This is a genomic window from Curtobacterium guangdongense, assembly GCF_049341845.1.
GTDB classification, from domain to species: domain Bacteria; phylum Actinomycetota; class Actinomycetes; order Actinomycetales; family Microbacteriaceae; genus Curtobacterium; species Curtobacterium guangdongense.
In genome coordinates this window covers 16954-42397 of sequence record NZ_JBMPIT010000001.1, presented here as the reverse complement: position 1 = coordinate 42397, position 25444 = coordinate 16954, and the positions used below count along the sequence as shown (strand labels likewise).

General features: G+C 70.4%; 21 protein-coding genes and 2 pseudogenes. 7 read left to right on the top strand and 16 right to left on the bottom strand.

What is annotated here, in order from left to right:
* Positions 1 to 2 precede the first annotated feature (2 nt).
* Both ACO0E1_RS00190 and ACO0E1_RS00185 read left to right on the top strand, forming a co-directional pair.
* Positions 3 to 692: a hypothetical protein gene (locus ACO0E1_RS00190; protein ID WP_422872308.1), complete on the top strand. Its 690-nt coding sequence runs from the start codon at positions 3 to 5 to the stop codon at positions 690 to 692.
* Between the two features lie 58 nt (positions 693 to 750).
* Positions 751 to 1398, top strand: a complete 648-nt coding sequence (locus ACO0E1_RS00185; RefSeq protein ID WP_422872307.1) for a TetR/AcrR family transcriptional regulator — start codon at positions 751 to 753, stop codon at positions 1396 to 1398.
* A 78-nt stretch (positions 1399 to 1476) separates the two neighbouring features.
* Here ACO0E1_RS00185 and ACO0E1_RS00180 read toward each other — a convergent pair whose 3' ends face one another.
* The 4 genes from ACO0E1_RS00180 to ACO0E1_RS00165 are packed head-to-tail and all read right to left on the bottom strand — an operon-like array spanning position 1477 to position 6384.
* On the bottom strand, positions 1477 to 3135 hold the full coding sequence (locus tag ACO0E1_RS00180; protein WP_422872306.1) for a glycoside hydrolase family 13 protein: 1659 nt from the start codon (positions 3133 to 3135) through the stop codon (positions 1477 to 1479).
* A 35-nt stretch (positions 3136 to 3170) separates the two neighbouring features.
* Complete coding sequence (locus ACO0E1_RS00175; RefSeq protein WP_422872718.1) at positions 3171 to 4031, bottom strand: carbohydrate ABC transporter permease; 861 nt, start codon at positions 4029 to 4031, stop codon at positions 3171 to 3173.
* A gap of 44 nt (positions 4032 to 4075) precedes the next feature.
* The gene (locus ACO0E1_RS00170) at positions 4076 to 5059 is read right to left on the bottom strand and encodes a carbohydrate ABC transporter permease (RefSeq protein ID WP_422872305.1); all 984 of its coding nucleotides are present in this window, start codon (positions 5057 to 5059) and stop codon (positions 4076 to 4078) included.
* Between the two features lie 29 nt (positions 5060 to 5088).
* On the bottom strand, positions 5089 to 6384 hold the full coding sequence (locus tag ACO0E1_RS00165; protein ID WP_422872304.1) for an ABC transporter substrate-binding protein: 1296 nt from the start codon (positions 6382 to 6384) through the stop codon (positions 5089 to 5091).
* 137 nt (positions 6385 to 6521) lie between these two features.
* On the opposite strand from ACO0E1_RS00165, the gene ACO0E1_RS00160 reads away from it, so the two are divergent.
* The gene (locus ACO0E1_RS00160) at positions 6522 to 7733 is read left to right on the top strand and encodes an ROK family protein (protein WP_422872717.1); all 1212 of its coding nucleotides are present in this window, start codon (positions 6522 to 6524) and stop codon (positions 7731 to 7733) included.
* Here ACO0E1_RS00160 and ACO0E1_RS00155 read toward each other — a convergent pair.
* From ACO0E1_RS00155 to ACO0E1_RS00145, 3 genes are read right to left on the bottom strand one after another with little or no spacing between them, the layout of a single operon-like run.
* Positions 7720 to 8151, bottom strand: coding sequence for a hypothetical protein (locus ACO0E1_RS00155; protein ID WP_422872303.1), 432 nt, complete (start codon positions 8149 to 8151; stop codon positions 7720 to 7722). The genes ACO0E1_RS00160 and ACO0E1_RS00155 overlap by 14 nt on opposite strands.
* 52 nt (positions 8152 to 8203) lie before the next feature.
* Positions 8204 to 9418 carry an ABC transporter permease gene (locus ACO0E1_RS00150; protein ID WP_422872302.1) on the bottom strand — a complete coding sequence of 405 codons (1215 nt, stop codon included), beginning with the start codon at positions 9416 to 9418 and terminating at the stop codon, positions 8204 to 8206.
* Positions 9415 to 10350 carry an ABC transporter ATP-binding protein gene (locus tag ACO0E1_RS00145; RefSeq protein WP_422872301.1) on the bottom strand — a complete coding sequence of 312 codons (936 nt, stop codon included), beginning with the start codon at positions 10348 to 10350 and terminating at the stop codon, positions 9415 to 9417. The genes ACO0E1_RS00150 and ACO0E1_RS00145 overlap by 4 nt, the downstream gene beginning before the upstream one ends.
* 106 nt (positions 10351 to 10456) lie before the next feature.
* Here ACO0E1_RS00145 and ACO0E1_RS00140 point away from each other — a divergent pair, with 106 nt between their 5' ends.
* On the top strand, positions 10457 to 11035 hold the full coding sequence (locus ACO0E1_RS00140; RefSeq protein WP_422872300.1) for a hypothetical protein: 579 nt from the start codon (positions 10457 to 10459) through the stop codon (positions 11033 to 11035).
* On the opposite strand, the gene ACO0E1_RS00135 is transcribed toward ACO0E1_RS00140, so the two are convergent.
* The 7 genes and pseudogenes from ACO0E1_RS00135 to ACO0E1_RS00105 form a co-directional block, all read right to left on the bottom strand.
* Complete coding sequence (locus tag ACO0E1_RS00135) at positions 11032 to 12267, bottom strand: alpha-hydroxy acid oxidase (protein ID WP_422872716.1); 1236 nt, start codon at positions 12265 to 12267, stop codon at positions 11032 to 11034. The genes ACO0E1_RS00140 and ACO0E1_RS00135 overlap by 4 nt on opposite strands.
* A gap of 86 nt (positions 12268 to 12353) precedes the next feature.
* Positions 12354 to 13829: a rhamnulokinase gene (locus tag ACO0E1_RS00130; RefSeq protein WP_422872299.1), complete on the bottom strand. Its 1476-nt coding sequence runs from the start codon at positions 13827 to 13829 to the stop codon at positions 12354 to 12356.
* 6 nt (positions 13830 to 13835) lie between these two features.
* Positions 13836 to 15920, bottom strand: a complete 2085-nt coding sequence (locus ACO0E1_RS00125) for a bifunctional aldolase/short-chain dehydrogenase (protein WP_422872298.1) — start codon at positions 15918 to 15920, stop codon at positions 13836 to 13838.
* Positions 15921 to 15924: 4 nt separating this feature from the next.
* Complete coding sequence (gene rhaI / locus ACO0E1_RS00120) at positions 15925 to 17094, bottom strand: L-rhamnose isomerase (RefSeq protein ID WP_422872297.1); 1170 nt, start codon at positions 17092 to 17094, stop codon at positions 15925 to 15927.
* Positions 17095 to 17347: 253 nt separating this feature from the next.
* Positions 17348 to 17959, bottom strand: a pseudogene (locus tag ACO0E1_RS00115) (alpha-L-rhamnosidase-related protein); the annotation flags it as partial.
* Positions 17960 to 18015: 56 nt separating this feature from the next.
* Positions 18016 to 18462 (bottom strand): annotated as a pseudogene (locus tag ACO0E1_RS00110) (LacI family DNA-binding transcriptional regulator); the annotation flags it as partial.
* A gap of 62 nt (positions 18463 to 18524) precedes the next feature.
* Positions 18525 to 19535, bottom strand: a complete 1011-nt coding sequence (locus ACO0E1_RS00105) for a LacI family DNA-binding transcriptional regulator (RefSeq protein WP_422872296.1) — start codon at positions 19533 to 19535, stop codon at positions 18525 to 18527.
* A gap of 257 nt (positions 19536 to 19792) precedes the next feature.
* Here ACO0E1_RS00105 and ACO0E1_RS00100 point away from each other — a divergent pair, with 257 nt between their 5' ends.
* Positions 19793 to 21166, top strand: coding sequence for an MFS transporter (locus ACO0E1_RS00100; RefSeq protein WP_422872295.1), 1374 nt, complete (start codon positions 19793 to 19795; stop codon positions 21164 to 21166).
* The gene (locus ACO0E1_RS00095; protein ID WP_422872294.1) at positions 21163 to 21576 is read left to right on the top strand and encodes an L-rhamnose mutarotase; all 414 of its coding nucleotides are present in this window, start codon (positions 21163 to 21165) and stop codon (positions 21574 to 21576) included. The genes ACO0E1_RS00100 and ACO0E1_RS00095 overlap by 4 nt, the downstream gene beginning before the upstream one ends.
* 6 nt (positions 21577 to 21582) lie before the next feature.
* On the opposite strand, the gene ACO0E1_RS00090 is transcribed toward ACO0E1_RS00095, so the two are convergent.
* The gene (locus tag ACO0E1_RS00090; RefSeq protein ID WP_422872293.1) at positions 21583 to 22071 is read right to left on the bottom strand and encodes a hypothetical protein; all 489 of its coding nucleotides are present in this window, start codon (positions 22069 to 22071) and stop codon (positions 21583 to 21585) included.
* Between the two features lie 116 nt (positions 22072 to 22187).
* On the opposite strand from ACO0E1_RS00090, the gene ACO0E1_RS00085 reads away from it, so the two are divergent.
* Positions 22188 to 22619, top strand: a complete 432-nt coding sequence (locus ACO0E1_RS00085; RefSeq protein ID WP_422872292.1) for a DNA glycosylase family protein — start codon at positions 22188 to 22190, stop codon at positions 22617 to 22619.
* 149 nt (positions 22620 to 22768) lie between these two features.
* On the opposite strand, the gene ACO0E1_RS00080 is transcribed toward ACO0E1_RS00085, so the two are convergent.
* Complete coding sequence (locus ACO0E1_RS00080; protein ID WP_422872291.1) at positions 22769 to 25435, bottom strand: alpha-L-rhamnosidase; 2667 nt, start codon at positions 25433 to 25435, stop codon at positions 22769 to 22771.
* Positions 25436 to 25444: the final 9 nt, after the last annotated feature.

Sequence of the window (25444 nt, the reverse complement as noted above, 5' to 3'; positions counted from 1 at the left end):
GTATGAGTGACGGCGCGTTCCTGACCGGCCTGCGGGTGTTCCGTGCCAGGCGGCACGAGTTCCTCGAGCCGAGGCGCACCCGACGTCGGACGATCGTCTGCGGCTTCGTCGCCGTCATCGTCGGTGCGGCGTCGATCGTCTCGGACGCGCTGACGGGATGGCTCGAGACGCCCCTCCCGCAGACCATCGTCACGGCGGTCGCCTTCGCCGCGGCGGTCGGGTGCTTCGTCGCGATGTTCTTCCGGACCGCACGGGAGCTCCAGCCGCAGCGGTGGCAGCCGTTCCCCGGCGGGTGGCGTCGCTCCGAGCGCATCGGCCAGCAGTTCTCCGCACGACCGCCGGAGCTCCTCCCCGAGGACCGCGACGAGGTCCTCGCCCAGGCCTCGAGGATGGTCGAGCCCGCGATCGCCAGCGCCGACCGGTTGCGGTGGATCCCGTTCGGGTGGCTCGCGATGTGGGTCGGCGCTGTCGTCAGCGGGCTGGCGTCCACGGAGAGTCCCGTCGCCCTGTTCATGCCGCCGGTGTTCCTGTTCCTGCAGGGCGGGAGCGTCGTCGCGACGATCGTGTGGCTCGGGCGCGCGGAACTGACCCGGCGTCGCGTCGAGGCGACCCCGCCCTGGACACCACCAGTCGGACCGGCCGCGCGGAACGCCGACCCGCGCGGATCGAAGCTCGGGCTGCCGGGCGACTGATCCCACGGCCCCCGGTCTGGGACACGACAGGTCCTCGTCGATGCGGTGGGATGTCCGGGTGGAGACACTGACTGACGACACGATCGTCGACGAACAGACGATCGCGGAGCGCCTCATCCGGGCGGCCATCCGCGCCTACCGCCTGCACCCGTTCACCGAGGTCGACGCGGCGGTGGTCGCGGACATCGCCGGTGTGCCGCTCGACGCCGTCGCCCGGGCGTTCCCCACGTGGGACGCCCTGCTGCTGGTCACGTACGACGCGTGGACCGACCTCCGCGGATCGACCAGACGCCAGAAGCCGGCGACGACGATCGACTACGTCCGGATGACCCTCGCCGAGGACGTCGCCGACCCAGGTCTCGTCCGGGTCCTCGCCGGTGTGATCAACATCGCGGGCGCCGACACCACCTTCGCGGGCCTGTTCCGGAAGCGGTACGCCGAGTACGTCGGCGCGCTGACGGCGGGGTTCCAGCGCGACTTCGACGCGGGCACGGAGGACGCGGTGGTCTCCGCCGAGCACGCGGCCACGCAGCTGCTCGCCCTGTACCAGGGACTCCAGATCCAGCTCCTCGTCCGACCGGGCCTCGACGCGCTCGCCGAGTACGACCACGCGGTGCGCGCGCTCCGCGCCGGCTGGCAGCACCGTCACGTCCCGGAGTGGGACCTCGACGGCGTCCCGACGTCACCGGTCCTGCCGGCCGGCTGACGTCCTGGACGCACCCCGTGACGGACGGGAGGCACGGTGCCTGCCCGCACCGTGCCTCCTGTCGGTTGCCTGCTCGCGCTAAGCGCGCAACCAGGCGGTCCCCACGCCCGTCAAGGCGCCGTCTGCCACCGGCGCCGAGGCGAGCAGCAGTGCACCCGCGGGGAGTTCGTACGGCTCGTCTCCGAACACCGTGACGTTGGTCCAGCCGTTCGGCCGACGGAACGCGAGCACGTCGTCGCGACCGGTGTCGAGCCACTCGAGGCGCTCCTCGGACTGCAGCTGTCCACGGAGGCCGAGCGCCTTCCGGTAGAGGTTCAGGGTGGAGTCGGGGTCGTCGTCCTCTGCCTCGACCGAGAACGCACCGAACCACGCCGGCTGCGGCAGGTGCGACCCGCCGGCGCCGAAGCCGAACGACGAGCCGTCCCTGGTCCAGGGGATCGGGACGCGACAGCCGTCACGGCCGATGTCGACGCCCGGGTTCCGGAAGAACGCGGGATCCTGACGATCGGCGGCGGGGATGTCGCCGACCTCCTGCAGGCCGAGCTCCTCGCCCTGGTACATGTACGCCGAGCCGGGGAGTGCGAGCTCCAGCAAGGTCGCCGCCTGTGCACGTCGGAGCCCGAGCTCCTGGTCGAGTGCGTCCTGTGAGCCGCCGGCGAGCAGCCACGCGCCGCCCTGCTTCTCGGACGCGCCGTTCCGCGGCGGGAGGGCGTACCGGGTGGCGTGCCGGACGACGTCGTGGTTCGAGAACACCCACGTGGTCGAGGAGCCGGACTGCTCGGCGAGACCGAGGTTGAACTCGATGATCGACCGGAACGACGGCGCGTCGAAGTCGGCCTCGAGCAGGTCGAAGTTGAACGCCTGCCCCAGTCCGTCGGCGCTCGCGTAGCGGGCACGGCGGTCGGCGGCGACCCACGCCTCGGCGACCGCGGTGCGGGCCGGGGTGTACTCGTCGAAGACCTTCCGCCACTCCGCGTAGATCTCGTGGACGTCGTCACGGTCCCAGAGCGGGTGCGTGCCGTCCTTCGGCATGGCGGACAGCTCGGCCCAGCTCGGAAGGACCTCGCCGAGCTCCTTCGACAGCCCGTGCGCGACGTCGATGCGGAAGCCGTCGACCCCGCGGTCGGACCAGAAGCGCAGGGTGTGCAGGAAGTCGTCGCGGACCTCCCGGTTCGCCCAGTTCAGGTCGGGCTGCTCCTTCGCGAAGCTGTGCAGGTACCACTGGCCGTCGCCCGCTGCGGTCCAGGCGGGGCCGCCGAAGATCGAGATCCAGTCGGCCGGCGGGTTCTCGGCGGCGGGTCCGGTGCCGTCGCGGAACACGTACCGGTCGCGGGCCGGGCTGCCGGCTGGCGCGGCGAGGGCCTCGCGGAACCACTCGTGCCGGTCGCTCGTGTGGTTCGGGACGATGTCGACGATCACCCGGATGCCGACGCCGTGCAGGGCGGCGACCATCGCGTCGAAGTCCTCGAGCGTGCCGAGCTTCGGGTCGACGTCGCGGTAGTCGTCCACGTCGTAACCGCCGTCGGCGAGGGCGGACGGGTAGAAGGGGCTGAGCCAGACGGCCTCGACGCCGAGTGACGCCAGGTAGGGCACGCGCTCGGTGATGCCGGCGAGGTCGCCGATCCCGTCGCCGTTCGCGTCCGCGAAGGACCGCGGGTAGATCTGATAGACGCTCGCCTGGCGCCACCAGGTCTCGTCGGTGGCCGTCGGGTCCTGTGCGGTCAGCACATCGGTCATGAGGGGTGGTGTCCTTTCGGTGGGGCTCGTGTCGATCACTTGATGGCGCCCTGCGTCACACCGGACATCACCCATCGCTGGGTGAGGACGTAGACGATGATGGACGGCGCCATAGCCATGAGGTACGAGGCGAACGAGACGTTGTAGTTGTTGCTGAACTGGCTCTGGAAGATCTGCTGCAGCACGGGGAGCGTCTGCAGCGCCGGGTCGGCCGTGATGAGCGCCGGCATCATGTAGTCGTTCCACGACGCCAGGAACGCGAAGATCCCGACGGTCGCGCTCATCGGAGCCAGGAGCGGGAACAGCAGCCGCCAGAACACCTGCCCGACGCTCGCGCCGTCGATGCGGGCGCTCTCCTCGAGCTCACCGGGGATCGAGCGGAGGAACGCGGTGAACAGCAGCACGCTGAAGGACAGCTGGAACATGATGTGCAGGATCGCGACGCCGATCGGGTTGTCGAGGCCGACCATGCCGGTGAGCTTGACCTGCGACAGCGCCAGGACCGGGAACGGCAGGAACATCGCGGCGAGCAGGTAGAAGAACGACCAGCGGAACAGCCGGTGCTGCCAGTTGTGCGAGATCGCGAACGCGGCGAACGACGCCAGGAGGATCGTCCCGGTGACGGAGATCGCTGCGACGAGCACGGAGACGCCGAACGCCCGCGGGAAGTCGGTCAGCTGCCAGGCCCGGACGAACCCGTCCATGCTGAACGGCGCCGGCAGCGAGAACGCGTTGCCGTCGAGCGCCTGGCTCGTGGTCTTGAACGCCATCACGACCGTGACGTACAGCGGGACGAAGACCGTCAGCGAGCAGATCGCCAGGATGATGGTCAGCGGCCAGTTCCACCCGCTCTTCGAGCGACGGCCGCGGGCGGAGTCCGCGTCGACCGACCGCATGCTGCCGGTGCGGGTGGTGGACGGCTGGAGCGGTGCAGGGAGCGTCATGAGAAGAGGGCCTTCCCGCGGCTGAGCCGCAGCTGGACGAGCGCGAGGATGACGGTGATGACGAAGAAGATCGTCGCGTTCGCCATCTGGTAGGAGTAGTCGCCGCTGTTGAAGCCGTTGAAGATCGACATCGCGACGCTCGTGGTCGCGGTACCGGGGCCTCCGGCGGTGAGGCCGACGATCACGTCGTAGGCGTTGAGGAAGTTCTTGAACCCGAGGATGAGGTTGATGACGATGTAGCCCGCGGTGAGCGGCATCGTGATCGAGACGAGCTGCCGCCACGACGACGCACCGTCGATGGCCGCTGCCTCGTACACCTCGCCGGGGATCGCCAGGACACCCGCGATGTAGATGAGCAGCGTGCCGGGGATCGCCTGCCAGGTCGTGACCACGACGATCGCGATCCAGGCGAGGTCGGGGTTCGCGAGGATGCTCGTCTCGAGCGGCGCGATCCCGAGCGTCGTCGCGAGCGCGGGCAGGCTGTTCGAGAACAGGAACGAGAACACGTACGCGATGACGATGCCCGAGATGACCATCGGCAGCACGAACACCGCGCGGAGGGCGACCTTGGCACGGATGCGGCTCGTCAGGGCGATCGCCAGCAGGAGCGCGAGTGCGTTCACGACGAGCACGGTGACCAGCGAGAAGCCCATCGTGAACAGGTATGCGTGCAGGATCGCCGGGTCGGAGAAGATCGCGAGGTAGTTCGTCAGGCCGGTGAACCCGAACTCCCCGAACCCGACCGAGTCGGTGAAGCTCAGGACGATGCCCATCACGGCCGGCACCGTGATCGCCAGCGTGAAGACGACGAGCGTCGGCAGGAGGAAGGCGAGGAACACCGGTTGGATGCGGTGCACTCGGGACCGTGCGGTTCGCGGTGCTCGGCCGCTCGCGGTGGGGGAGCCGCCCCGGTCGGGTTCGGGGCTGTCGGTGGGGCTGTTCCGGCGGCTGCCGCCGGAGGACGTCGTGGCGATTGCCATGGTGATCGTCTCCTCGGTCCGAGACCGGGTCAGGCCTTCCGGCGCGCCACGCGCGCCCAGTCGGCATCGAGTGTGCGGAGCTGCGGAGCCGGGGCGCCACCGAGGGCGATGGACTGCGCGTAGTTGGCCACGGGGATCTCGGCCGGCACGAGCTGCGACGGGCCGAGGTAGAAGGCCGCGTCGTCGTAGTACTGCTGCATGCCCTTGAGCGTCGGGTTGGCGACCGGGGGCGAGTCCTTGCGGGTACCGAAGCCGTTGTTGTCCGCGTTGTACTTGTCCGCGACCTCGGGGGACATCAGGAAGCGGAGGAACTCGCGTGCCGCCTCCTGCTTCTTCGACGCCTTCGGGATCCAGAGCGCCAGGTCGACGTTGACCCGGACCTTCAGGTCGGCGGGGTCGTCGGTCGCGGGCATCGGGAACGTGCCGAGGTCCATGTCCGGGTTCGTCTTCGCGATCTCGATGAGCGCCCACGGGCCCTGCAGGTACATCGCCGACTCGCCCTTCGCGAAGGCGAGGTTGCCGTCGCCGTACGCACGGCTCGCGGCGTTCTTGTTCGACCACTTCGCGAGCTGCGCCATCCGGTCCATCGGCGGCGCGAAGTCCTTCGAGAACGACACGGGGGACGACGGCGTGAGCGACGTGCCCTCCTTCTCGAGCGCCGAGAAGGTCTTCCCGACGTCGAGCATGCCGCCGATCGAGTAGTCGAACATGCCCTGGGCCAGGGTCCAGGTGTCCTTGTAGGTGTTGTAGAACGGCGTGACGTCGGCGGCGAGGAGCTTCTCGCAGACCGCGGTGAGCTCGGACCACGTGGTCGGGACCTCGATGCCCTGCTGGGCGAAGATCTCCTTGTTGTAGATCACCGACGCCGCGGTGACCGAGTAGGGCAGCGCGTTCCGCTCACCCGGGTAGGACGCCGTCTGCTCCATGAGCGTCCAGAGGTCCGGGTTGATCGCCTTCGCCTCGTCCATGTCGGACAGGTCCGTCAACGCGCCGTGCTCGACGAAAGACACCATCGCGTAGTTGTAGTTCAGGCATCCGAGATCAGGAGGCGAGCTCCGCACGAAGTCCGCCGGCAGCGACGACGTCGAGTCGCGGATGACCCGGATCTTCGACTGGCTGTCGTGGAACTTCGCGATGACGTCGTCGAAGTACCCGATGACCTCGGGCTTCGAGACGTAGAACGTGATCGTCTCCCGACCGGACGCCGACGAGGCGGGAGCGCACCCGGCGAGGGCCAGGCTCGCGCCGACTGCGCCGGTGCCGAGGAGGAAGGACCGACGACTGAGCGCCGATCGGCTCAGCGGTGAAGCGGTTCGTGCGTGCACGTGAACTCCGTCCGACGGGTCTCGGCGCCCTTGCCGTCCCGTCCCCCCGACTGCTCCGATGCGGTCGGTGCACATAATCTAGCGAGAATATTTAGGAAAGCAAGGAACTCGTGACGCGGTATCTTCAGCCAGTGACCATGCTCCCCGACCTGCTGCGACGCTCGAGCCTCGAGACGGTGCTCGACGTGGCGTTCGCCGAGCAGGTGTTCACCGCGAGCACGGTGATGGCACGGACCGGGCACACGCGGTCCACCGTGCTGACGGCGTGCGACGAGCTCGTCCGACTCGGGTGGATCGCGGAGCTCGACGACGCCAGGGCAGCGGGGGAGTACCGGATGGGTCGCCCGGCGAAGCGCTACGAACTGCTGAGGACCGCCGGCGTGGTCGTCGGAGCGGACGTCGGGCAGTCCCGCGTCGAGGCGGTCGTCGCGGACCTGCGGGGAGCCGTCCTCGCCCACGCGGAGGAACCCGTTCGACCCGACTTCGACGACGCCGACCGTGACGCCCGTGATCGTCGCGCCGCGGTCCTCCGGTGCGTCACGCGCGCACTCGCCGACGCCGAGCACGTCGCCTCGGACGTGCTCGTCACGACGATCGGTGTCGCGGCACCGGTCGACGCACACGGGCGGTCACCGAACGAGGACGACGGGTTCTGGCACCGCATGAACCCCGGCTTCGAGGAGGTCCTCGCCGGTCACGGTGCGATCGTCGTCGAGAACGACGCGAACCTCGCCGCGATCGCGGAGCGTGCCAGGGGTGCTGGCGACTCGTTCGCCGCCCTGCTGTCCGGGGAGCGTTTCGGCACCGGCCTCATCGTCGACGGTGTCCTGCTCCGCGGCGCACACGGCGGGGCCGGCGAGATGCGCGTCCTCAACCTCGTCGAGGGCGTCGGGACACCGGAGGGCATCGGCGCTGCGTGCCGGACGCTCGCGGCCGAGGCGCTCGCCGCCGGGCGGATCGCTCCGGGTTCGGTCCTGGCCGCGATCGCGGCGCGGAGTGCGCTCGACGCCCAGGCGGTGTTCGCGGCTGCTCGGGACGGTGACCTGGTCGCCCTGCAGATCGTCGACCAGCTCGGCGAACGGCTGGCGAAGGCGACCATCGTGCTCGCGAGCCTGCTCGACATCGAGCGCGTCTACGTCGCCGGGGCGATCGCGCAGCCGGCGGCCGCGGTCATCGCGCGCGCGAACGCGGTGCTCGGCAGCGGCGCGTTCCTTCCGGTGCCGGAGGTCGTCGCGTCCGCGCTCGGGCCCGACGTCGTCCTGATCGGCGCCGCGCAGCGTGGGCTCGACCTCGTCCGGGCCAACCCGCTCGCGTTGTCCCTGACGGGTCGGTCGGTCAGCGCGACCTGACCTCGGCTGCCGTCGGCCACCCCGGGAAGATCCGTTCCCCGGCTCGACGCGCAAGCAGAGTGACGGCGAGCAACGGCAGGGCGAGCGCCGCCAGCGAGCACATCCACAGGAAGAACTCGCCGTGGAACACGATCGGGGTCGCAGCCAGCACGACGAGCCAGGTGAGCGCCGCCCAGCCGCGGCCGGGGTGTCCGATCGCCCAGCGGGTGTCCCGCGAGCACAGTGCGATCGCCACCATCATGAGCGAACTGATCGGTCCAGGTGACTCGGAGAACTCGAGGTCGCCGACGGTGATCTGCAGGAGGCCGAACCCGACGACGAGCACCGCGAACAGCACCGTGACCGTCCTGGCGACGATGAGTGCGACCAGCGTGCCTGCGCCGACGTCTGGCTGCGAGTCGATGTCCGTCTCGGTCATGACCGCACGCTAGCGCTGGGCAATCGATGTGGGAATCGCGGGTGCGGTGGGATCACCGGGACCGGCGCCACGACAGGATCTGCCGGACGGTCACCTTCGACCCGTACTGCGCGACCGAGTGCCGGAAGAGGTACTGCGCGAACCACAGCAGCAGCCCGGCGACGACGAACACCTCGACGATGCAGACCACCGACTCGAGCGGCGACAGCGACCCGACGGCGTTCCTGACCATCGCGGTGATCGGGGTGAACGTCGGGAAGTACGTGAAGACCGCGACGACGGGCGACGAGGGGCTCGTCATCACGAAGAACGCCGCGTAGATCGGGATGATCAGCGAGAAGATCGCCGCGGACTGCAGCGCCGAGGCGTCCTTGATCGTCGGGACGGCGGCGCCGACGGCGACGAACAGCGCTGATGCGAGCAGGACCCCGCCGACGAGCAGCAGGGCGCCGACCACCATCCGCCACGGATCGACGACCACGTGCCCGACCCGACTGGCGACCAGCGGGATGACGACGACGAGCGACAGCAGTCCCGGCACGAGGAACACCCCGATCTGCACGAGCCCGACGAGCAGCATCGCGATGACCTTGCCGCGGATGAGGTCCCCTGCCGTCACCGTGGTCAGGATCATCTCGGAGATCCGGTTCTCCTTCTCCTCGACGACCACGGTGACCATGCGTGCGGCGAGCAGCAGCACGAGCCCGAAGAACGCCGCCAGGTAGACCATCGGCGGCAGGATCGACAGCCACCCCGGAGCGACCTTCCCGTCGGCGTAGGCGGTGACGTCCGCTGCCGGCGGGGACCGCAGGATGTGCACCGCTTCCGCATCGTCCACGTTCGCAGCGACGCTCTGTTCGAGCACCCGCTCGGCGAGCGACGAGTACCCGCCGTTCTCGAAGAGCCCCTTGTCCTTCGCGGTGACCTCGATCGGGTCCTCTGACGGGGACTCCGGGAACACGACGAGCGCGTCGAGCCGTCCGGCGACGACGTCGGCACGGTCGGCGGCCTCGTCCGTGGACGGGGTCCCGCCCCAGCGCGCCGCCACGGACTCGGAGACGAGCCCGGAGTGGTCGACGTAGTGGAACGGCGTCTTCTCGGCGGACGAGCTCGACACAACCGAGTTCGTCCCCGCAGCCTGCCCGACCCCGACGAGCAGGGACACCACGACGATGACGAACGGCAGCGCGAGGGTGCCGATCCAGAACGCGGGCTTCTTCACCGCGCGGACGAACTCGAACCGGATGACGGTTCCCAGACGGCTCATCGCGTTCCCCCTGCGGCGCGTTCGTCCGCGCCGGCGTCGTGGCCGTACACCTGCACGAAGATCTCGTCGAGCGGGATCCTGCGCATCTCGAACCCCGTGACGTGCACACCGGCTCCGACGAGCGACGCCAGGATGTCCGACCCGTCCGCGGCTGCCGAGGACGACGGCACCAGGTACGCGACGTGGCCCTCGTGCCGTGCGAGCCTGTAGAGGGACGACGCCGGCACCGCTCCGTCGAGCGAGACCTTCGCGACGGCACCGCCGAAGGCGTCCTGCACCTCCGGGATCGTGCCGTACGCGGCCGCGGTGCCGTCCTTGAGGAGCAGGATCCGGTCGCACAGCCGTTCGACCTCGTCCATGTGGTGCGTGACGAGGATCACCGTGGCACCGTCGGCCTTCCGCTCGTCGACCAGGTCGAGCAGGAGCCGACGGTTCACCGGGTCGAGGCCCTTCGTCGGCTCGTCGAGGATGAGCAGGCGCGGCCGGTCCATGATCGTGATCCCGAGCTGGACCTTCTGCTGCTGCCCACCCGAGAGCTTGTCGATCCGGAGCTTCGCCTTGTCCGCGAGCCCGACGCGCGCCAGGTACTCCATCGACCACGCGGTGGACGCCGAGCGCGGCATGCCGCGGAGTGCCGCGAAGTACGTCATCACGTCGATGACGGACTCCTTCCGGTACAGCCCGCGCTCCTCGGGCAGGTACCCGATCCCGCCGGTCGCCGGCTTGTACTGCCGCCCGTCGATCGTCAGCGTGCCGGCCGACGGCGACGTGATGCCGAGGAGCGCCCGTATCGTCGTGGTCTTGCCGGACCCGTTGCTGCCGAGGAGCCCGAAGGTCTCACCGGGTGCGACGTCGAACGACAACCCGTCCACGACGGCACGGTCCCCGAAGCGCATGACGAAGTCCTGCACGCTGATGCTCGCCCCGGCCATGCAGCCCCCTTCTCGTGCTGCCGACCCTACCGGGAGGCGATGTGCCCCGACCTCACAGCAGCACGCTGCCCGGTGCGGGCATCCTGGACCGGATCGAGGGAGGCCCATGGAACGCTTTCGGAAGTCGTCGCTGCCGGTGCTGCTGCCCGTTCTGTTCGTGCTGCTCGCGGTGCTGTGGTTCGGAATCCAGTTCGTCACGCGGCCCGCGCGCCAAGACGTCGGTGCGCTCGCCCTCGGGTCCGTCGTGTACGCGGGCCTCATGACCGCCTTCTTCGGGATCGCCATCGCGCGGACGCGACGACGTGCCGGCGGAGCGGACGAGGTGAGCCGGATCCGCCGCGCCGTCAAGACCGGCGCGGTGCCGCCCGACGCCGACCCGGCGATCTGGACGCCCGAGCTGGAGCGCGTGCGACGCCAGTACCGCCGCACCCGGTGGTTCGGGCCGGTGGTCTTCGTGCTCGCAACGGCGCTCGGCATCTGGCTCGCGCTGACGGACGGGCCGGTGTGGTGGCTGTTCGTCGCCGTGTTCGTGGGCTTCCTGGTCTGGGGTGTTGTCGACACCCGACGTGCCCTGCGCAGACTCCCCCCGATGCTCGAGGACCTCAGGCAGCGGCCCAAGCGGTCGGCGGACGGTCCGAGACCGACGCCCGGGGCGACCTGGACGCTGCCGGACGCCCCACGCTAAGGACGCGCGATCGGCGCCAGGCGGGCGAGCTGTGTGACGTGACCGGGCTCGAGCTCGTCGAGCGACGTGACCCCGAGCAACCGCATGGTCCGCTCGATCTGCTCGGAGAGGATCTGGATCATCCGGTCCACCCCGGCCTCGCCACCCGCCATCAGGCCGTAGAGGTACGCCCGACCGACCATCGTGAACCTCGCCCCGAGCGCGACGGCCGCGACGATGTCCGCGCCGGACATGATGCCCGTGTCGAGGTGCACCTCGGTGTCGTTCCCGACCTCCTTGACCACCGTCGGCAGCAGGTGGAACGGGATCGGGGCACGGTCGAGTTGGCGTCCGCCGTGGTTCGACAGCGTGATCCCGTCGACGCCCATGGACGCCAGGCGCTTCGCGTCCGCGAGGGACTGCACGCCTTTGACGACGACCTTGCCCTTCCACTGGTCACGGATCCACGCCAGGTCCTCGTAGGTGACGGTCGGGTCGAACATGTGGTCGAGGAGCTCGCCGACGGTGCCGGACCAGCGGTCGAGGGACGCGAACGCCAGGGGCTCGGTGGTGAGGAAGTCGAACCACCACCACGGTCGCGGTATCGCGTTGACGATGGTCTTGGCACCGAGCTGTGGCGGGATCGAGAACCCGTTGCGCTTGTCCCGGAGCCGCGCGCCCGCGACGGGGACGTCCACGGTCACGAGCAGCGTGTCGAACCCCGCCTTCTCGGCGCGGGACACCAGCGCCATCGACTTCTCGCGGTCCTTCCACATGTAGAGCTGGAACCAGTTGCGGCCGTGGGGGTTGGCGTCGCGGACGTCCTCGATCGCGGTGGTGCCCATCGTGGACAGCGAGAACGGGATGCCGGCGCGTCCGGCGGCCCGGGCTCCTGCACGCTCGCCCTCGGTCTGCATCATCCGGGTGAACCCCGTCGGCGCGATGCCGAACGGGTACGACACCGGGGCGCCGAGCACCTCGCGCGACGTCGACACCGTCGAGACGTCCCGGAGGATCGACGGCGTGAACTCGATGTCCTCGAACGCCTGCCGTGCCCGTGCCAGCGAGATCTCGGCCTCGGCGGCACCCTCGGTGTAGTCGAACGCGGCCCGAGGGGTCCGGCGAGCGGCGATGTCCCGGAGGTCCCAGATCGTCAGCGCCGACTCCAGCCGACGCCGTCGGGCGTTCAGGTCGGGCTTCTTGAACTGCATCAGCGGCGCCAGGTCGTGCACGGTCGGCAGCTGCCGCCGCATCCTGGTCCGCGCCGTCGACGCGGTTCCCGCGGTCGGTACCGGTGCTCCCGTCGCCGGGTCGACGCGTCGCTGGTCATCGGTCGAGGTCATACAGACATCCTACGTCTCGGGGTGGATGGGGTGGTGGTGCGTTCCGTCGTCGGGGTGTACCGGACGGGTTCGACCGTACGCGCGACCACGGTGCGCAGCGCTTCGAGGGATGCCCCGCCGAGGCCGGCAAGCCCGGCAGCCCGCGCCTGCACCAGGATGTTGCCGAGTGCGGTCGCCTCGACCGGACCCGCCAGGACCGGCAGACCAGTTCGATCGGCAGTCAACTGGCACAGCAGCCGGTTCTGGGAGCCGCCGCCGACGATGTGGACCTGTCGGATGTCCATGCCGGTGATCGTGGCGATCGTCGCCAGCGTCCGGGCGTAGGCGACGGCCAACGACTCCAGGATCGACCGGACGAACTCCGCGCGCGTCGCGGGTGCCGAGCGACCGTGCTCGGAGCACCACGAGGCGATGCGGGCGGGCATGTCGCCCGGCGGCGTGAACGACTCGTCCGCGACGTCGAAGACGGGGACCGGGGCGGTGACGGCCGCGGCGGAGGCGAGCAGGGCCTCCAGGTCGATCCGGTCGCCACCACGCTCCCAGGTCCGGACGCTCTCGGAGAGCAACCACAGTCCTGACACGTTCTTGAGGAACCGGACGCGTCCGTCGACGCCACCCTCGTTGGTGCAGTTCGCGTCGCGGGCCGCATCCGACAGGACGGGTGCGTCGAGCTCGACGCCGACGAGCGACCACGTACCGCTCGAGATGTAGGCGAAGTCGCCGGTCGTCGCGGGGACCGCGACGACGGCCGAGGCCGTGTCGTGCGACCCGACCAGCGTGACCGGTGCGCTGCCACCGACCAGGTCGGCGACGGCCGGCAGGAGGGGACCGAGTCGGTCTCCCGGGTCACGAAGTGTGGGCAGGAGTCCGGACGGGAGGCCCGCAGCAGCCCGCAACGCCGGGTCCCACCCACGGGTGGTCGCGTTCAGTGCCCCAGTCGTCGAGGCGTTGGTGCGTTCGGCCGCCTCGACGCCGGTGAGCCAGTACCCGAGCAGGTCGGGGACGAGCAAGGCACGATCGGCGAGGTGCAGCGACGGGTCCGCCGCCCACTGGAACAGCGTGTTGAAGGGGAGGTGCTGCAGCCCGTTGCGGCGGTACAGCTTGGCGGCGTCGACCGCTGCGTGCACCGGGGCGACGCCGTGCTCGTGCCGGTCGTCCCGGTAGTGGGACGGCAGGCCGAGCAGGCGTCCGTCGCGGAGGAGTCCGTAGTCGACCGCCCACGAGTCGATCCCGATGCTCGCGAGCTCCGGATGCCGGCCGAACGCGTCGCGGAGGCCGGCGGTGACCTGCCGGTACAGCTCGACGACGTCCCAGTGCAGGGCCTCGCGGTCGTGCTCGTGGAGCGTGACGGGGCCGTTCGGGAACCGGGCGACGTGCTCCGTCTGGACGCCGTCCGCGTCGACGTGCCCGACGATCACCCGGCCACTCGTGGCTCCGAGGTCGACCGCTGCCACGCTGCCGCTGCTGCGCATGTCGCGCTACCTCAGGAACGCGGCGGCGACACCCGCGTCCACCGGCACGTGCAGGCCCGTGGTGTGCGAGAAGTCGTCGGTGCAGATCGCGTAGACGGCGTTCGCGACGTTCTCCGGCACGACCTCGCGCTTCAGGATCGTGCGCTGGGCGTAGAACTTCCCGAGGTCCTGCTCCTCGATGCCGTACGTCTTCGCGCGGTTCGCACCCCAGCCGGACGCGAAGATGCCCGAGCCGCGGACGACGCCGTCGGGGTTGATGCCGTTCACCCGGACGCCGTGCTCGCCGAGCTCGGCCGCAAGCAGTCGCACCTGGTGGGCCTGGTCGGCCTTCGTGGCGGAGTAGGCGATGTTGTTCGGGCCCGCGAACACCGAGTTCTTGCTCGAGATGTACACGATGTCGCCGCCGAGGCCCTGCTCGATGAGGACCTTCGCCGCGGCCTTCGACACCAGGAACGAGCCCTTCGCCATGACGTCGTGCTGCAGGTCCCAGTCCTGCTCGGTGGTCTCCAACAGGCTCTTGCTCAGGCTGAGTCCGGCGTTGTTCACGACGAGGTCCAGGCCGCCGAAGTGCAGCAGCGTCTCCTGGATCGCACGGTCGATGTCGTCAGCACTCGTCACGTTCGCCGCGACGCCGATGGCCGCGTCCTGACCACCGATCTCGGCTGCCGTCTCCTGGGCCTTCGCCAGGTCGAGGTCCGCGATCACGACGGCGGCACCCTCGGACGCCAGGCGCTTCGCGATCGCCTTGCCGATGCCGGACGCAGCACCCGTCACGAGGGCGATCCGGGTCGCGAGCTTCGCAGGCTTCGGCATCCGCTGGAGCTTGGCCTCTTCGAGGTCCCAGTACTCGATGCGGAACTTCTCCGCCTCGTCGATCGGGGCGTAGGTGGAGAGTGCCTCGGCGCCGCGCATGACGTTGATCGCGTTGACGAAGAACTCGCCGGCGACGCGGGCGGTCTGGGCGTCCTTGCCGTAGGAGAACATGCCGACGCCGGGGACGAGCACGATGAGCGGGTCGGCGCCGCGGATGGCGGGGGACTCGGGCGTCGCGTGCCGGTCGTAGTACGCCTGGTAGTCCTCGCGGTACGTCGCGTGCAGCTCGTGCAGGCGTGCGATCTGCTCCTCGGCGGTGGCCGTCGCGGGCAGGTCGAGGATGAGTGGCTTGACCTTGGTGCGGAGGAAGTGGTCCGGGCAGCTGGTGCCGAGCGCCGCGAGTTCCGGCGCCTTCTCGCTCGCGAGGAAGTCGAGCACGACGTCGCTGTCGGTGACGTGTCCGACGACGGGCTTGTCGTGGCCCGCGATGCCCCGGATCGTCGGGGCGAGGGCGGCGGCACGGGCTCGTCGATCGTCGACGGGGAGCGCCGCGAAGCCCGGGCGGACGGGGCCGAACGGGTCGGCCGTCCCGTTCGCGGCGATGTACTGCTCGGCGGTGTCGATGATCCAGCGGGAGTTCGCCTCGGCCTCGTCGCTGGTGGCACCCCACGCGGTGATGCCGTGCCCGCCGAGGATCGTGCCGATCGCCTCGGGGTGGTCCCGCTTGATCGCGGCGATGTCGAGGCCGAGCTGGAACCCGGGTCGGCGCCACGGCACCCACACGACCTTGCCGCCGAAGACCCGCTCCGTCAGGGCCGGGCCGTCCGCTGCCGTCGCGATGGCGATGCCGGCGTCCGGGTGCAGGTGGTCCACGTGCGGCGCGTCGACGAGGGCGTGCATCGCCGTGTCGATGCTCGGAGCTGCTCCGCCCCGGCCGAACAGACAGTGGTCGAACGCGGCGACCATCTCGTCCTCGCGATCGACGCCCGGGTAGACCTGCTCCAACGCCCGGACCCGGTCGACCCGCAGCACGGCGAGCCCGGCCGGTGTCAGGGTGCCGAGGTCGCCCCCTGAGCCCTTCACCCAGAGCAGCTCCACCGGTTCGCCGGTCACCGGGTCGGTCGCGGTGCCCGTCGCCGAGGTGTTCCCGCCGGCGTAGTTCGTGATCCGCGGGTCCGAGCCGAGCGCGTTGGAACGTGCGATGAGGTCGGCGACCACCTGTTCAGCGGTCGCCTGCGTTGCGGGGTCCACCCGAGCCTCCAGGTCGTTGATGGTCATCTGTCTACGCGCCCCAGCCGGCCTGGACGCCGCCGACGCGGTCCTCGGCGATCGAGCGCTGGTACCCGGAGTCCAGGTAGGCGCGCATCGGGTCAGCCGGCAGGCCACGCGATTCGCGCCAGGCGGCGAGGTCCTTCCGGACGTCGGTCTGGTACGCGTCCATGAAGATCTCGTTCGCGCCCAGGACGTCGTGCGCTTCCTGCGCCGCCGTCAGCGCCACGCGGTCGAGGAGCAGCGCGCGGGCCGTCATCTCCTGCACGTTCAGCACCGAGCGGATCTGGCCGGGGATCTTGTCCTCGATGTTGTGGCACTGGTCGAGCATGAACGCGACGTCGGGGTTGTCGTAGCCGCCGCCGCGGATGACCTCGACCAGGATGCGGAAGAGCTGGAACGGGTCGGCTGCGCCCACGATGAGGTCGTCGTCGGCGTAGAAGCGCGAGTTGAAGTCGAAGCTCCCGAGCTTGCCGAGGCGCAGCAGCTGCATGACGATGAACTCGATGTTCGTGCCCGGTGCGTGGTGGCCGGTGTCGAGGCAGACCATCGCCTTGTCGCCGAGCGCGCTCGTCTGCACGTAGCTGGTACCCCAGTCCGGGACGTCCGTGTGGTAGAACGACGGCTCGAAGAACTTGTACTCCAGGACCAGGCGCTGGTCGTCCCCGAGCCGGTCGTAGATCGTCGTCAGGCTGTCGTGGAGGCGGTCCTGGCGGGAGCGCATGTCCTCCTGCCCTGGGTAGTTCGAGCCCTCGGCGAGCCAGATCTTCAGGTCGCGGCTGCCGGTGGCGTCCATGACGTCGATGCAGCGCAGGTGGTGGTCGATCGCCTTCTGCCGGATCGTCTCGTCGACGTGGGTCAGGGCGCCGAACTTGTAGTCGTCGTCCTGGAACGTGTTCGAGTTCACGGTGCCCAGGCGGACGCCGTGCTCCTCGGCGTGGTTCTTGAGGTCCGTGAAGTCGTCGACCAGGTCCCACGGGATGTGCAGCGCCACGGTCGGGGCCAGGCCCGTGTACTGGTGCACCTGCGCCGCGTCGGCGATCTTTTCGTAGGGGTCTCGGGGCGTGCCCGGCGTGCTGAACACCTTGAACCGGGTGCCGGAGTTGCCGAACGCCCAGGACGGGAGCTCGATCGCCTGCCGTGCCAGCTGGTCGCCGATCGAACTGAAGCTTGCTGATGTCATCGTGTCACTTCCTCGTGGTCGATTGAATCGTTTCACACGCTACTCGGCGGCGGCGCGTGGCGCAACCGGTGTCTCGGGCTCGTTGCCGCACAGCCGGCGCGTATTGCTCCCGCACAACCGAAACCAGTTCGCGCCGCGCGATCCCGTGGTGCGCTGTGCTTTCGGTTGTGCGGCGGCCGGGGGCCGCGCGCGACCCGGCGGCCGCGCGCGACCGGCCGGCGGCCGCGCCGCCGCGCCGCCGGCCGCCGCGCGCCTACGCCGCAGGCACCGCGGCCGGCGCGCGCAACTCGTGCGTGCCGGCGCCGACGCGCTGCTCCTCGAGGCCGGGCAGCCGCACCACCGCGCTGACGCCGTCCGGCACGGTCGCCCGGACGAGCAGCTCGCCGTCGACGAGCTCCCACCGCACGGCGACCTGCCCGTGCACGGTGTCGAGCGAGGTGGACGCCCACGTCAGGCCCCCGCCGGGCTGCGGTGCGATCAGCACTTCCCCGTAGCCGGGCGTCAACGGCGCGAGACCCCCGACCACCCGGTGCATCCAGTCCGCCACGGCGCCGAGTGCGTAGTGGTTGAACGAGGTCATCTCGCCCGGGTTGATGGTGCCGTCCGGCAGCATCGAGTCCCAGCGCTCCCAGACCGTCGTCGCCCCCATCGTCACCGGGTACAGCCACGACGGGCACTCCGTCTGCAGCAGCAGCAGCCGGTACGCGTCGTCGAGGTGCCCCGTCTGCGTCAGCGCGTCCGTGATGAACGGCGTGCCGGCGAACCCGGTCGAGATCCGGTACCCGGACTCCGCCGCCAGCTCGGCGAGCCGGTCGCCGGCCTTCGCCGTGTCCTCGTCGGACAGGATCCCGAACACGATGGCCAGAGGTGCGTCGTCGCGATGTACCCGGCCCGCTCGTTGTCCACCACGACCGAGCATGCGTCGACCTCGGTCGGTTCGTAGTTCACGTAGACGACCGGATGACCGTGCCGTCGGGTGAGCTCGACCTGGTCACGGGACTCCTCCATCGTGGCGAGGAGGATGCCGGAGACCCGGGTGCTCTCGAGGAAGGCCAGGTGGTCGGCCTGCGCGCGGAGGTCGTTCTCGCTGCTGGCGATCAGCAGGGCGAACTCCCGTTCCCGGGAGGCCAGCTGGGCGCCGTTGAGCATGTCGCTGAACAGGGAGTTCTGCAGCGACGACACGACGAGTCCGATCGACCGGCTCGTGCCGGACGCGAGTGCGCGGGCGTTCCGGTTCGGCGTGTACCCGAGGTCCGCGATGGCGGCGTGCACTCGGGCCGCTGTTGCCGCTCGGACGCGTTCGGGGTGGTTCAGGACGTTCGACACCGTCGCGAGCGACACACCCGCCCGCGCCGCGACGTGGTGCACGCTCGGCGGCCCGTCGCGTCGAGGGGGGCTGCACCATCCCTCGATCGTAGACCGGCGATGCGTCACCGAACGCGGACGGTGGACTGGCGGACGACCAGCTCGGGGGTGAACTCGACCCGTTCGAGCTCGACGTCCTGGCCGTGCTCGACCTGGTGCACCAGGAGTTCGATCGCCCGCCGGCCGAGGTCCTGCGCCGGCTGCCGGACACTCGTGAGCGGCACGACGGCGGCCTCGGCGAACGCGATGTCGTCGTAGCCGACGATCGCGATCTCGTCGGGGACGGACACGGACCCGCGCATGATGAACGCCTGCTCGAGCCCGACGGCGATGAGGTCGTTCGCGGCGAACACCGCGTCCGGTCGGTCGGCCGCCGGGCGACGCTGGATCTCCTCGCCGATGCGCCTGCCCTCGAGCACGGACAGCGACGACGTCCGCAGCACCTCGAGTGATGCGCCGGCGGCGGTGGCGGCACCGAGCGCTCCCGCGTGTCGATCGGCGACCTGCCGGATGCCGAACGGCCCGCCGACGAAGGCGATGCGCCGCCGGCCGATGTCCACGAGGTGCTCGACGGCGATCCGGCCGCCTGCCACGTCGTCGACGGACACGGATGCGAAGTGTTCGTCGTCGGCGCGACGGTCCACGAGCACGACGGCGGTGCCCTGGTCGCGCAGTCTGACCAGCCGATCGAGGTCGTCGCCGGCGGGGGAGATCAGCAGGCCCGCGACGCGGCGCTCCTCGAACAGGTCGACGTACGTGCGCTCGCGGTCGGTCGACTCGTCGGAGTTGCCGATGAGGACCGCCAGACCCTTGGACATCGCAGCGTCCTCTGCGCCGCGGGCGACGTCGGTGAAGAACGGGTTCCCGCCGTCCAGCACGATGAGCCCCACGGTGGAACTGCGACCGGCACGGAGCTGGCGTGCGGAGTCGTTCCGCACGAACCCAAGCTCGGCGATGGCGTTCTGCACGCGCTCGACCGTCGAGGGGGCGACCTTCTCGGGTCGGTTCAACACGTTCGAGACCGTGCCGAGCGACACGCCCGCGAGAGCCGCGACCTCCCGAACGCTCACCGTCATGCGGTCATCCTGGCATCCTCTGTACGTCGGAGGGGGCGTCGGCGCGCGCGAACCGTCCCATCCCGCCCGCAATGGGAAGCCGGAACGCGCGTAGGAGGCCGGAACGAACGACCTCCTACGCGCGATCCGACCCCCTACGCGCGAAACGTCCCCGGCGCGCGAACGGGCCCCACTTGCAGGACCCCGACCACCGGGCGTATCTTCTCCGCAGCACCGTTGAAACGATTCACTGACGAACACGCACGAACGGAGGACCAATGGCGGTCCGTATCGGAGCCAGCAACACGACCGGCTGGAAGGCAACCATCTCGGTGGCCATGTCGAACTACATCGAGTCGGGCTCGATCATCGCGATCGCGACGAGCCTGGCGTTCTGGCAGGCCCAGTTCCACATCGGCGACCTCGGCGTGGGCCTCCTCGCGAGTCTCTCCTCGAACGCGTTCGGCGCTGCCATCGGCGCCGCGATCGGCGGACCGCTCTGCGACCGCTACGGCCGCAAGTTCATCTACACGTACGACCTGCTGCTGTACATGCTCGGGGTCCTCCTCGCGGTGTTCGCCGGCAACTACGGCATGCTCCTGACGGGCTTCGTCCTGTGCGGCATCGCCGTCGGGGCCGGTGTCCCCGCCAGCTGGACCTACATCGCCGAACAGGCACCGGCCGGCAAGCGTGCTGCACACGTCGGCACCGCGCAGCTCGCGTGGTCGATCGGCCCGATGGTCGGCTTCGCGCTGGCGATCGCCGCTGCGCCGCTCGGACTCCTCGGCAGCCGGCTCATCTTCGCGCACCTGTTCGTCGTCGCCGCGGTGGTGTGGTGGCTCCGTCGAGGGCTGCCGGAGTCGACCATCTGGAAGGACGAGCGCGCGGCCACCGGCACGACGAGCTTCTTCCACGGCGTCGGTCAGTTGTTCTCGAAGAAGGTCAACCTCGTCGCGATGCTGTTCCTGTTCGGCGTCTACGCGATGTGGAACACCGTCGCCGGACAGGCCGGCATCTTCCAGCCGCGCATCTACGCCGCGACCGGGGTGATGAGCGTCATCGAGCAGGACGCCCTGCAGGTCCTCGTGTGGTTCTGCACCGTGCTCACGACGTACTTCGTGTTCATGCGGTACGGCGACCGGATCAGCCGGCGTCTGCTGTTCGCGATCGGTGCCGCGCTGGCGATCGTCGTCTGGGCCGTGCTCATCTACGGCCCGGCGAACACCGGCACGCTGCTGTTCTTCGCGATCGGCTGGGGCATCTCGTCCGGCATCGGCGCGCAGGCGTTCTACGGCCTCTGGACGAGCGAGCTCTTCGCCACCCGGTACCGTGCGAGCGCCCAGGGTGTGCTGTTCCTCGCCGCCCGCGTCACGGTCGGGCTCCTCAGCATGTGGTTCCCCGTGCTCCTCACCGACATCGGCCTCCGTCCGCTCGGCGGGCTCATCATCGGGCTCCTCGCGGTCTCGTTCCTGGTCGGGACGATCTGGGCACCGGAGACCCGTGGGAAGTCCCTCGAGGAGATCGAGGCCGAGCGCTACGGCACGGTGACGAGCGTCACCGGCACCGTCCGCACGGTCGACGAGCACGAGGAGCGGGCGCGAGCGGCGCGCGAACCGGCCCGCGGCTCGCGAGGCGAGCGGACACCGAGGTGAGCGGGCCCACCGGACCGGCACCGGGCCTCCCGTCCGCGCAGCCGCACCGGACTGGAGGCTCGGATCGCGTCACGCGCGTCTGCTTCCGACTGCAGGTGGCTGCGGAGCACATGGACGCGTACCGCGAGCGGCACGCCGCGGTCTGGCCGGCGATGCTCCGGGCCATCGCGGGAGCCGGTCGACGGAACTACTCCCTGTTCCTCGACGACGACGGGCTGCTGATCGGCTACTACGAGACCGACTCGGTCGCCGATGCGGACGCTGCCCTCGCGGCCAGCGAGGTCGCGTCCGCGTGGGAGGCCCACATGCAGGACCTGTTCGACGGGGCCACCGGTCGGGCCGACCAGACGGCGCGGATCCTGCCGGAGGTGTTCAACCTCGAGGACCAGCTCGCCGCGACGGGGGAGTAGGTCCGGTCAGGAGCTGCGCAGGGTGTCGTTCGACTCGGCCGACACCGGCTCCTTCGACGTCCACCCGTACCACCGGCCGTCGATCTCGGCGGTGACCCGCCCGTCGCCGCACGTGATCAGGTCGGTCGTGGGGAGTGACTCCGGCAGGAAGTCCGCCGTCATCGCCGGGCCGCCGTGGGTGCCGTCGACGGGCTCGCACGCCGCCGTGTCGACTCCGGTCGCTGAGTCGAACGCGATGACGTACCCGGGGTTGCTCGTGTCCAGACGCACGTCGATGTCCTTGGCGTCCTCCGGCACCCACTTCGGCATGAACCAGGCCAGGTCCTCGGAGTTCGCCGACGACGGGGCGTCCCGGTAGGTGTCGTAGTGGCGGTGCTGCTGCGGGAGTGACTGCTCGATCATGCTGCAGCCGGTCAGGGTGGCGACGACGAGTCCCATGCCGACGACGGCGAAGGCGGAGGTGACGGCGGATCGTTCGGAGCGTGACGTGTTCATGGATCCATCGTCGTTCCGCGCGGTCGGCGGGACGATCCGGCGGTCCTCCGGATCCGGGGTGGGGGTAACCCCCGGACCTGGACCGGGCGTGGTGTCGGGCGGGTACGGTGCCCGGCATGGCCGACGTGACACACGCCTCCGACCTCGGCATCGACCTGTCGGACGGCAAGCCCCAGCAGCTGTACCGGTGGTTCCTCGCGAGCATGCTGTTCGGCAGGCCGATCCGGCAGGAGCAGGCGGCGGAGACCTACCGCGTGCTGATCGACCACGGGTTCACGAGCCCGGGGAAGTTCGCCGGGGCCGGACGGGAGCAGCTCCGCAAGGTCCTCGACGAGGGCGGCTACGGACGGTTCGACTACCAGATGACCGACGCACTGCACGAGACGATGCACACGCTCGACGCCGACGAGGGCTCGGTGTCGCACCTCGTGAAGACCGCCGGGTCTCGTGCGGAGCTCCGTGAGCGGCTCGGAGCGCTGCACGGGGTCGGCCCGAAGACGATCGAGATCTTCCTGCGGGACGTCCCCGACGCGGTGCTGCCCGACTGAGGCGTGGGGGAGCCTGCTGTCTCGCGAGAGCGACACATCCGCGTCTGATCAGGCGGACCGAACCGCGAAAGCGACAGTTCCCCGCGCGGATCTCGCGGGGAACTGTCGCTTTCGCGGGATGTACCGCACGACCGGCACCGCCGCGGCGGTCACGCGACGAACGGCACCGCAGACTCCCACGTGCCGTGCGAGAGCTCGACGGGCTCCGCACCGGGGAGGTCGAGCACCGCCGTCGCACCGACCGGCACCGTGACGGTGACCGACAGCGTGCCCTCCGACACCGACCAGTCGATCGCGGCCTGCCCCCGCGGGGTGTCGAGCGTCGCGCCGGCACTCGTCAGCCCGCCGCCGGGCCTCGGCGCGAAGCGGATCGCGGAGTACCCCGGGGCCGCTGGGGCGATGCCGGCGACGACACGGTGCATGAAGTCGGCGACGGACCCGAGCGCGTAGTGGTTGAACGACGTCATCCCGCCCGAGTTCACCCGTCCGTCCGGCAGCAGCGAGTCCCAGCGCTCCCAGATCGTCGTCGCGCCCTGCGTGAGCGGGTAGAGCCACGACGGGCACTCGTCCTGCAGGAGCATCGCGTACGCGTCGTCGAGGTGCCCGGCGAGGAGCAGCGCGTCACACACCACCGGCGTCCCGGCGAACCCGGTGCCGATGCGGTGTCCGTTCGACCGCACGAGTTCCGACAGCCGGGCCCCGACGGGGCCGTCCGCGTCGACGAGCCCGAACACGATCGCGATCGCCGACGACGCCTGCGAGTCGTCGATGACGGTGCCGGACGGCGTCAGGAACCGCGCCTGCCACGACGCCTTGATCCGCGCCGCGGTCGCCGCGTAGGACGCAGCATCGGAGGCGTTCCCGAGCTCGGCGGCCCACGCCGCGAGGACCGACGTCGACCGGTACGAGTAGGCCGTCGCCAGGCAGTACTTGTCGGCCTTGGCTGCCGCCGCGTCCTCCGGCGGCGCGAGCGGGTCGAGCCAGTCGCCGAACTCGAAGCCGTCGACCCGGACGAGGTCCTCGTCCCCGGAAGCGAGCACGCCGTCGACCCAGGCCTTCGCCGATGCCCACTGGTCCTCGAGGAGCCCCCGGTCGCCGAACGCCTGGAACAGCCCCCACGGCGTGAGGGTCGCCGCGTCGCCCCAGACCGCCGCGTGGTGCCCGGCCGGGTCGGAGTCGGGGAGCGTCGGCACGAAGAACGGCACGCCACCGTCCGGACGCTGCTCGAGCGCCAGGTCACGGAGCCACGACCGGAGGACCCCGGCGCAGTCGTAGAGGAAGGCAGCCGTCGGCGTGAACACCTGCAGGTCCCCGGTCCACCCGAGTCGCTCGTCACGCTGCGGGCAGTCCGTCGGGACGTCGACGAAGTTCCCGCGCATCGACCACACGACGTTCTCGTGCAGCTGTTCGAGCCGCGGGTCCGAGCAGCGGAACCAGCCGGTCCGCCGCATGTCGGTGTGCACGACCTGGGCCACGATGTCACCCGGCTCGACCGACTCCACCGGCCATCCCTCGACCTCGGCGTAGCGGAACCCGTGCACCGTGAAGCGCGGCTCCCACGATCCCTCGCCGTCGTCGCCCGGCCCCGAGTAGAACACGTCGGTGGCCTTCGCGGTGCGCAGCGGGCGGGTCGCGAGTTCGTCGTCCTGCATCACCTCGGCGTGCCGCAGTGTGACGCCGAACGGTCCGACCGGGTGGTTGCGGATCTTCAGCCGACCGGGGAGGTTCTGGCCGAAGTCGAGCTGGATCGCCCCGGCGTCCCAGCGGCGCGACCACACCGGTTCGATCTCCTCGACCACGCGCACCACGGGGCCGTCGAAGGGGACGAGTGCCGCGGCGGGAGCGTCGAGGACCTCGACCGCGTCCCACGCGGCGTCGTCGAACCCGACGGCCTGCCAACCGTCGGGTTCGACCCTGCCGTCCCACTTCTCTCCGTCGTAGAGGCCGGAGAGCAGGATCCCACCGCGCGCGGCGCGCCAGGAGTCATCGGTGCCAAAGGTCTCCGTGGACCCGTCGGCGTACTCGACCTCGAGCTGGGCGATGAGCGCCAGTCGGTCGCCGTACACGTTGCGGACGCGGTCGTCCCAGGTGATCCGGCCGCGGTACCAGCCGTCCGCCAGACGAGCGCCGAGTGCGACGGTCCGCGGACCGCCGGCCAGGTGCTCGGTCGCGTCGTGCACCAGGTACCGGATCCGGTGGCCGAAGGAGGTCCACCCCGGTGCGAGCTCCGCGTCGCCGACGCGGATGCCGTCGATCGTGACCTCGTGGAGGCCGAGGCTCGCCACCGCGAGTCGGGCGCGGACGACGTCGCCGCGCAGCGTCACCTCACGCCGCAGGATCGGCGGCGCCTGGTCGACGCGGGTGTTCTCCCGCCACGGAGCGGCGACGAACGAGGCGGTCCAGTCGCTGTCGGACAGGAGGCCCGCTTCGACCTCCAGGGGCTCGCTCCAGTCCGTCACGGAGCCGTCGACGGCCGTGGTGCGGACCCGCCACACGGCGCGTTCGCGGGACGCCAGCGGGGCGAACGGCCACGGGACGAGGACGCCGGAGGCGTCCACCTCCACGACCGTGCCGGCGTCGGTGCCGGCCGAGCGTTCGACGAGTTCGACCTCGGCGAGCCCTGGCTCCCATCCGGGTCCGGCCTCGGGGAGGTGCCACGAGAGCCGCGGCTCTGCCGTGCCGATCTCGAGCGGGTCTCGGAGGTGTTCGACGCGGAGCCCGGTCGGGGCGAGCGGTCCCGTGGGAGCCGAGCCGGGCCTCCCGTCCGTTGCCGGACCAGCCACGCGGCGGGCGGATGCGGTCGTCGTGTCGGTCATGGTGGTCCT

Bases quoted from the DNA above. Each gene is read 5' to 3' on its own strand.
- ACO0E1_RS00090 (WP_422872293.1), bottom strand. From the start codon at position 22,071: ATGAACACGTCACGCTCCGAACGATCCGCCGTCACCTCCGCCTTCGCC.
- ACO0E1_RS00160 (WP_422872717.1), top strand. From the start codon at position 6,522: ATGCTCCCCGACCTGCTGCGACGCTCGAGCCTCGAGACGGTGCTCGAC.
- ACO0E1_RS00150 (WP_422872302.1), bottom strand. From the start codon at position 9,418: ATGAGCCGTCTGGGAACCGTCATCCGGTTCGAGTTCGTCCGCGCGGTG.
- ACO0E1_RS00105 (WP_422872296.1), bottom strand. From the start codon at position 19,535: ATGACGGTGAGCGTTCGGGAGGTCGCGGCTCTCGCGGGCGTGTCGCTC.
- ACO0E1_RS00125 (WP_422872298.1), bottom strand. From the start codon at position 15,920: ATGACCATCAACGACCTGGAGGCTCGGGTGGACCCCGCAACGCAGGCG.
- ACO0E1_RS00175 (WP_422872718.1), bottom strand. From the start codon at position 4,031: ATGCGGTCGGTCGACGCGGACTCCGCCCGCGGCCGTCGCTCGAAGAGC.
- ACO0E1_RS00085 (WP_422872292.1), top strand. From the start codon at position 22,188: ATGGCCGACGTGACACACGCCTCCGACCTCGGCATCGACCTGTCGGAC.
- ACO0E1_RS00140 (WP_422872300.1), top strand. From the start codon at position 10,457: ATGGAACGCTTTCGGAAGTCGTCGCTGCCGGTGCTGCTGCCCGTTCTG.
- ACO0E1_RS00080 (WP_422872291.1), bottom strand. From the start codon at position 25,435: ATGACCGACACGACGACCGCATCCGCCCGCCGCGTGGCTGGTCCGGCA.
- ACO0E1_RS00145 (WP_422872301.1), bottom strand. From the start codon at position 10,350: ATGGCCGGGGCGAGCATCAGCGTGCAGGACTTCGTCATGCGCTTCGGG.
- ACO0E1_RS00100 (WP_422872295.1), top strand. From the start codon at position 19,793: ATGGCGGTCCGTATCGGAGCCAGCAACACGACCGGCTGGAAGGCAACC.
- rhaI (WP_422872297.1), bottom strand. From the start codon at position 17,094: ATGACATCAGCAAGCTTCAGTTCGATCGGCGACCAGCTGGCACGGCAG.
- ACO0E1_RS00180 (WP_422872306.1), bottom strand. From the start codon at position 3,135: ATGACCGATGTGCTGACCGCACAGGACCCGACGGCCACCGACGAGACC.
- ACO0E1_RS00135 (WP_422872716.1), bottom strand. From the start codon at position 12,267: ATGCGGCGGCAGCTGCCGACCGTGCACGACCTGGCGCCGCTGATGCAG.
- ACO0E1_RS00155 (WP_422872303.1), bottom strand. From the start codon at position 8,151: ATGACCGAGACGGACATCGACTCGCAGCCAGACGTCGGCGCAGGCACG.
- ACO0E1_RS00170 (WP_422872305.1), bottom strand. From the start codon at position 5,059: ATGGCAATCGCCACGACGTCCTCCGGCGGCAGCCGCCGGAACAGCCCC.
- ACO0E1_RS00130 (WP_422872299.1), bottom strand. From the start codon at position 13,829: ATGCGCAGCAGCGGCAGCGTGGCAGCGGTCGACCTCGGAGCCACGAGT.
- ACO0E1_RS00190 (WP_422872308.1), top strand. From the start codon at position 3: ATGAGTGACGGCGCGTTCCTGACCGGCCTGCGGGTGTTCCGTGCCAGG.